7 protein-coding genes are annotated in these 6,900 nt (G+C 72.6%); 5 read left to right on the top strand and 2 right to left on the bottom strand.

Annotated features, from left to right (window positions below; translation table 11 throughout):
• Window positions 1–14 precede the first annotated feature (14 nt).
• On the bottom strand, window positions 15–389 hold the full coding sequence (locus tag ACWEVO_RS25495) for a response regulator (protein WP_452310044.1): 375 nt from the start codon (window positions 387–389) through the stop codon (window positions 15–17).
• Window positions 386–2,023 carry an ATP-binding protein gene (locus tag ACWEVO_RS25490; protein WP_452310043.1) on the bottom strand — a complete coding sequence of 546 codons (1,638 nt, stop codon included), beginning with the start codon at window positions 2,021–2,023 and terminating at the stop codon, window positions 386–388. The genes ACWEVO_RS25495 and ACWEVO_RS25490 overlap by 4 nt, the downstream gene beginning before the upstream one ends.
• A gap of 99 nt (window positions 2,024–2,122) precedes the next feature.
• Here ACWEVO_RS25490 and ACWEVO_RS25485 point away from each other — a divergent pair, with 99 nt between their 5' ends.
• The 5 genes from ACWEVO_RS25485 to ACWEVO_RS25465 all read left to right on the top strand — a co-directional run.
• A complete protein-coding gene (locus tag ACWEVO_RS25485) occupies window positions 2,123–3,130 on the top strand; it encodes a Bug family tripartite tricarboxylate transporter substrate binding protein (RefSeq protein ID WP_452310042.1) in 1,008 nt (335 codons plus the stop codon).
• Between the two features lie 5 nt (window positions 3,131–3,135).
• Window positions 3,136–3,873, top strand: coding sequence for a tripartite tricarboxylate transporter TctB family protein (locus tag ACWEVO_RS25480; RefSeq protein WP_452310041.1), 738 nt, complete (start codon window positions 3,136–3,138; stop codon window positions 3,871–3,873).
• A complete protein-coding gene (locus tag ACWEVO_RS25475; protein ID WP_452310040.1) occupies window positions 3,874–5,376 on the top strand; it encodes a tripartite tricarboxylate transporter permease in 1,503 nt (500 codons plus the stop codon). It abuts the gene before it with no gap.
• Window positions 5,373–5,765: a universal stress protein gene (locus ACWEVO_RS25470; protein WP_452310039.1), complete on the top strand. Its 393-nt coding sequence runs from the start codon at window positions 5,373–5,375 to the stop codon at window positions 5,763–5,765. Before ACWEVO_RS25475 ends, ACWEVO_RS25470 begins: the two co-directional genes overlap by 4 nt.
• On the top strand, window positions 5,766–6,900 hold a 1,135-nt coding region (locus ACWEVO_RS25465; RefSeq protein WP_452310038.1), incomplete at its 3' end, for an MFS transporter.

Below are 6,900 nucleotides of genomic sequence, written 5' to 3'. Positions count from 1 at the left end.
TTGACGTTGATCGGTCAGGTGTTGACGCTCTTTCGGTCAGCGGCGGCCGGTCTCGGCCGACTGCCTGTTGGAGCGCCGCGGAACGGCCTTCGAGCAGCGCCGTAGCGCACCGCGCGGCGGACCGCCTCGGCCTCCCGGGCGGCGCTGATCACCAGTACGTCGCAGTCGTGCCGGGCGGCCCGGATCCGGGTCACCACGTCCAGGCCGAACATGTCGGGCAGGTAGAGGTCGAGCAGGACCAGGTCGGGGCGGAGCTGGTCAACCGCGGCCACCGCCTGCTCGCCGGTGCTGGCGGTGCCGACCACCCGGAAGCCGCCGATCCGCTCGACGAAGCCACGGTGGATCCGGGCGACCATGAAGTCGTCGTCGACGACGAGTACGTCGATCATCTCGCCTCCTGCCACACGTTCCGCGGCACCGACATTCGCGCGCTGAACATCGCGCCCTCGTCGGTGTTCGTCACCGCGACCTCGCCGCCGCGACGGTGACAGACCAACCGGGTGAGCGCCAATCCGATGCCGCGCTCGCCGCCCTGGGCCGCCTTCGTGGTGAAGCCGTGGGTGAACACCTCCTGGGCCAGTTCCGGCGCCACCCCGGGGCCGGAGTCGCGGACGATGATCTCCACCGAGGCGGCGTCCTGGCGCAGCTCGACCTCGACCCAGGCGGGGCGGTCGGACGCGTCGGCGGCCACCGCCTCGACCGCGTTGTCCACCAGGTTGCCGAGCACGGTGGCCACGTCCGCGGCCAGTTCCGGCGGCAGCCGGTCCAGCCCGGTCCGCTCGGAGATCCGCAGTTCCACCCGGCGCTCGGCGGCGACCGCCGACTTGGCCATGACCAGGGCCGCCACCGCCGTGTCGTGGATCCGGCTGGTGACGGTGAGGTCCAGCGAGGCGCGGTGCCGGCTGAGCGCGTCGACGTACCGGACCACCTCGTCGTGCTCGCCGATCTGGATCAGTCCGGAGATGGTGTGCAGCTGGTTGGCGAATTCGTGGGTCTGCGCCCGGAGCAGCTCCGTGGTGCTGCGGAAGCCACCGAGCTCCTGCTCCAGCCGGGCCAGCTCGGTCCGGTCCCGCAAGGTGGTGACGGAGCCGAGCCGGCGGCCGTCCTTGCGGACGGTCATCCGGTTCATCACCAGCACCCGGCCGCCCCGGACCACCACCTGGTCCCGGGCCTCCGGGCCGCTGCCCGCCCCGGCCAGCACGTCCCGCAGCCGGCCGTTGATCCGTAGCTCGGCGAGGCTGCGGCCGAGGCAGTGCTCGGGCAGGTCGAGCAGTCGCCGGCCGACCGCGTTGACCAGGGTCACGCGGTGCTGCGGGTCCAGCGCGATCACCCCTTCGGCGATGCCGTGCAGCAACGCCTCCCGGTGCTCGGCCAGGCCGGCGATCTCCCGGGGCTCCAGGCCGAGGGTCTGGCGTTTGATCCGGCGGGCCAGCAGCCACGATCCGACCACCCCGAGGGCGCAGGCGATGCCCAGGTAGGTGAGCAGGTAGGAGGAGGCCCCGACGAGCCGCTCCGACCAGGTCGGCGCCGCCTCGCCGACCACCACCACGCCGAGGTACCGGCCGAGGTTCCGGCCCGGGACGTCGCCGAGCACCGGCACCTGGGCCACCAGTTCCCGGGCCCCGTCGACCTCCAGCTCGCCGAACCAGCTCCGGCCGCCCGCCACCCGCGGATCGCCGAGCTCCACCCGGCTGCCGACCAGCGTCGGATTGGTCGAGGCCACCACCCGGCCCCGGGCGTTCGCGACGGTCACCGAGGTGACACCGTAGGTGAGGATGTTCTGCAGCAGCGGGGCGATGGCCTCGCCGGGTGAGGGCTGGTCGAGCTGGTCGCGGAGCAGGGGGCTGCCGCCGAGCCGTTCGCCGAGGGTGGCGACCCGGCGTCCCTCGACCCGGTTGAAGGTCGCCGCCGACTGGGCCAGCGAGACGGCGGCCACCGCCACCAGCACGACGACGATGATCGCGAGCTGGAGGATCAGCAGCTGCCCGGCGAGCGTACGGCGCCGGGACGTGACCGCGACCACAAAGACCTCAACTTCCGCTGGTGACACAACGCAGACAAGCTGCCCGGGTGGAAGCCACCATCTTGCCGCTGGACTCATTCGAAACGGAAGAGAAACAAGATGGCAACTAGGAGAAACGTGCTGGTCATGGGGGTCGCCGCCGCCACGGCGCTGGCCCTGGGTGCCTGTGGCGCCACCGCCGACAAGAACGAGGGCGGCTCCAGCAACGACGGCAAGCCGGTCAGCGGACTGCGGATCATGGTGCCGAACACCCCCGGTGGCGGATACGACACCACCGCCCGGACCGCCGCGAAGGTGATGGAGGACGCCAAGATCGCCACCGGCGTGCAGGTGTTCAACCTGCCCGGCGCGGGCGGCACGGTCGGCCTCCAGCGCACCGTGAACGAGAAGGGCAACGGCAAGCTCGCCATGCAGATGGGCCTGGGCGTGGTCGGTGCCTCGTACACCTCCAAGTCCGCGGCGACGCTGACCCAGACCACCCCGCTGGCCAAGCTGATCGAGGAGGCCGGCGCCATCGTGGTGCCGAAGAACTCCCCGTACAAGACCATCAACGATCTGGTCGCGGCGTGGAAGGCCAACCCGAAGGGCATCGCGGTCGGCGGCGGCTCCTCGCCGGGTGGCCCGGACCACCTGCTGCCCATGCAGCTCGCCAAGACCGTCGGCATCGACCCCAAGCAGGTCAACTTCGTCTCGTACGACGGCGGCGGCGAGCTGCTGCCGGCCGTGCTCGGCGGCAAGGTGGCCTTCGGCGCCAGCGGCTTCGGCGAGTTCCTCGACCAGGTCGAGGCGGGCCAGATCCGCGTCCTCGCGGTGACCAGCGAGGCGCCGATCGAGGCGCTCAAGGACGTGCCGACCCTGAAGTCCTCCGGCATCGACCTGGTCTTCACCAACTGGCGGGGCATCGTCGCGCCGCCAGGCATCAGCGACGCCGACAAGAAGGTCTGGATCGACGCGCTGACCAAGATGCACGATTCCGACGAGTGGAAGGCCGAGCTGAAGAAGCGCGGCTGGACCGACGCGTTCGTCACCGGCGACGAGTTCGGCACCTTCCTGACCGAGCAGGACAAGGCCGTGGCGGACGTGCTCAAGCAGCTCGGGTTGGCATGAGCGGCATGGCCACGCGACCGGACCGGGGCGGCGACCTGCCGTCCCGGCCTCCGGGCGTACCCGAGATCCCGGCGCAGCCGACCCCGGTCGACGCGCCGGCCGAGGCGGCCCCCACGCCGGCACCCCGGTCGGCCGAGCGGGCCGCGACCGGACCGGACAGCGCCGGGCCGGGCGAACCGGGCGAACCGGGCCAGCAGGCAGAGCCGGCGGCGACCGCCGACGGCGAGGCGGCGGCCCCGGAGGGGGAAGCCGCCCGCCGGCCGGACCGGGCCCAGTACGGCGTCTGTGCGTTCCTCGCCCTGGTCGGCGGGCTGGTGATCTTCGACGCGACGACCCGGATCGGGAGCGCGATCAACACCGCTGACCCGATCGGCCCCAAGGCGGTGCCGATCCTGCTCGGCGTGCTGCTGCTGATCATCGCGGCGATCTACGCGGTGGACGTGGCCCGCGGCGGCGCCGGCGAGCCGGAGGCTGGCGAGGACGTCGACCTGACCACCCCCATCGACTGGCGAACGGTGCTGCTGCTGATCGGCGCGTTCCTGGTCAACGCCGTGCTCATCGAGCCGCTCGGTTGGGTGATCAGCGGGACGATCCTCTTCTGGGGTTCGGCGTTCGCGCTGGGCAACCGCCACTACGTCCGGAACCTGCTGATCGCCGTCGCGCTGTCGCTGATCACGTTCTACACCTTCGCCATCGGGCTCGGCGTCGACCTGCCCGCCGGCGTACTGCAAGGGATCCTGTAGATGGACAACCTCGCCAACCTGCTCGACGGGTTCGGCCATGTGCTGACCCCGATGAACCTGCTGTTCGCGGTGCTCGGCGTGACCATCGGCACCGCCGTCGGCGTGCTCCCCGGTATCGGGCCGGCGATGACCGTGGCGCTGCTGCTGCCGGTGACCTACGGGATGGAGCCGGCCCAGGCCTTCATCATGTTCGCCGGCATCTTCTACGGCGGCATGTACGGCGGCTCGACCACCTCGATCCTGCTGAACACCCCCGGCGAGTCGTCGTCGGTGGTGACCGCGATCGAGGGCAACAAGATGGCGAAGGCCGGCCGGGCCGCCCAGGCCCTGGCCACCGCGGCGATCGGCTCGTTCGTCGCCGGCACCATCGCCACCCTGCTGCTGGTGGTGGTCACCCCGCCGGTGGTGTCGTTCGCGATCAGCCTCGGCTCGCCCGACTTCTTCGCGCTGATGCTGCTGTCGTTCGTGTCCGTCACCGCGGTGCTCGGCGCGTCCCGGGTACGCGGCTTCGCCTCGCTGCTGCTCGGCCTGGTGATCGGCGTGATCGGCATCGACCAGTCGGGCCAGCAGCGGCTCACCTTCGGGCTGCCGCAGCTCGCCGACGGCATCGACATCGTCGTGGTGGCGGTCGGCATCTTCGCCGTGGGCGAGGCGCTCTGGATCGCCGCGCACCTGCGCCGCAAGGCCGGCGAGGTGATCCCGGTGGGCCAGCCGTGGATGGGGAAGCAGGACTGGAAGCGGTCCTGGAAGCCGTGGCTGCGCGGCACCGCGTACGGGTTCCCGTTCGGTGCGGTGCCCGCCGGTGGGGCGGAGATCCCGACCTTCCTGTCGTACGTCACCGAGAAGAAGCTGTCGAAGCACCCGGAGGAGTTCGGCCGGGGCGCGATCGAGGGCGTCGCCGGCCCGGAGGCCGCCAACAACGCCTCGGCCGCCGGCACGCTGGTGCCGATGCTGGCGCTCGGCCTGCCCACCAACGCCACCGCCGCGGTGATGCTCGCCGCCTTCGAGGGGTACGGCATCCAGCCGGGCCCGCTGCTCTTCTCGAAGGAGTCCACCCTGGTGTGGACGCTGATCGCCAGCCTCTTCATCGGCAACCTGCTGCTGCTGGTGCTCAACCTGCCGCTCGCCCCGGCCTGGGCGCGCCTGCTGAGGATCCCGCGCCCGTATCTCTACGCCGGGATCCTCTTCTTCGCCTCGATGGGCGCGTACGCGGTGAACGCCCAGCCGTTCGACCTGTTCCTGCTGCTCGCCCTGGGCCTGCTCGGCTTCGGCATGCGGCGCTTCGGGCTGCCGATCCTGCCGCTGATCGTCGGCATCATCCTCGGCCCGCGCGCCGAGCTGCACGGCCGGCGGGCGCTGCAGCTCTCCGGCGGTGAGCTGCACGGGCTGATCGGCGGCTGGGTGTCCTGGGTGATCTACGCCACGATCGCCGTGGTGCTGCTGTGGCCGCTGATCGGCCGGTTCGTGGTCCGTCCGCTGCGCGGAAGGTTGGTGACGGGATGACCGTCCTGGTGGGGTACGTGCCCTCTCCGCTCGGTGAGGCGGCCCTGCAGGCCGCGATCGAGCAGGCCCGGTTCCGCGACGAGCCGGTGCTGGTGGTGAACACCTCGCGCGGCGACGCGTACGTGGACCCGCGCTTCGCCCAGGAGCCGGACCTGGACCGGGTGGTCCGGGAGCTGGTCGCCGCCGGGGTGCCGCACAACGTCCGCCAGCTCATGCGGGGGCGGGACGTCGCCGAGGAGATCGTCGAGATCGTCGAGGCGGAGGACGTCTCGCTGGTCGTGATCGGCATCCGGCACCGCACCCCGGTCGGCAAGCTGATCATGGGTTCGAACGCGCAGGAGATCCTGCTCCGGGTGCCCTGCCCGGTCCTCGCCGTGAAGGCCGACTGAGTGGCGCCCGGGGACTCACCGGTCCCCGGGCGCGTCCAGACCGGCCTGCTGCTCACGCACACCGTCGCGGTGCAGGCGGTCACCTTCATGCTCCGGCCCGCGTCCGCGTACCGGGCGTTGGAGCTGGACGTGCCGGGGGCCTGGCTGGGCGTGCTCGGGGCCAGCTTCGCGGTCGTACCGCTGGTGCTGGCCGTCCCCTCCGGGCACGCCGTGGACCGGCTCGGCGAGCGCCGCGTCGCGCTCGCCGGGTCGGTCCTCCTGGTCGCCGCCGGCCTCGGCTTCGTGCTGCTCGCCGGCTCGGTGGCCGGCCTGGTCCTGGCCAGCATGGCGCTCGGCACCGCGCACCTCTGCGCGGTGGTCGCCCAGCAGGCGCTGGTCGCGAACCGCACCCCGGCCGACCGGTACGACGCGGCGTTCGGCTACTACACCTTCGCCGCCTCCCTGGGGCAGGCCCTCGGCCCCGGGCTGATCGTGCTCTTCGGCGGGGACCGCCCGATCCCCGACACCCGGGCCATCTTCCTCGGCGCCACGGTGGTGGCGCTGCCGCTCCTGGCCGTCGCGCTGTTCCTGCGCCCGTCCGGACACCACCGGGAGGCCACCGACGGCGCCGCCGCCGGTGGGCTGCGCGACCTGCTCCGCCAGCCCGGCCTGGTCCGCGCCCTCACGGTGAGCTGCGTGGTCCTGGCGGCGGTCGACATCACCCTGGTCTACCTGCCCGCGCTCGGCGCGGAACGCGGCATCGCCGCCGGTTCGATCGGCATCCTGCTCGGCGTCCGCGCGGTCGCGTCGATGGCGTCCCGGCTGCTGCTCGGCCGGCTGGTGGCGGCCCTCGGGCGGCGGGTCGTGCTGGTCGGCACCGTGGTGCTCTCCGCCGTCGGACTGGCCCTGCTGCTGCCCCCGCTGCCGTTCGCGGTCCTGCTGGTCGTCGTCGCGGTGGCCGGGCTCGGGCTCGGTGCCGGCCAGCCGCTGACCATGTCGTTCCTGGCCGAGGTGGCGCCGCCCGGGCTGCGCGGCCGGGCCATGTCGCTGCGGCTCACCGGCAACCGCCTCGGCCAGGTGCACATCCCCAGCGCGGCCGGCGCGCTCGCCGCCGGCACCGGCGCGGCCGGCGACCTCGCCTTCACCGCGGCCGGCC

The sequence above is a fragment of the Micromonospora sp. NPDC003776 genome (assembly GCF_053605645.1).
The sequence above is the reverse complement of the archived record's forward strand: the minus strand, read 5'-3'. Positions and strand labels throughout refer to the sequence as shown.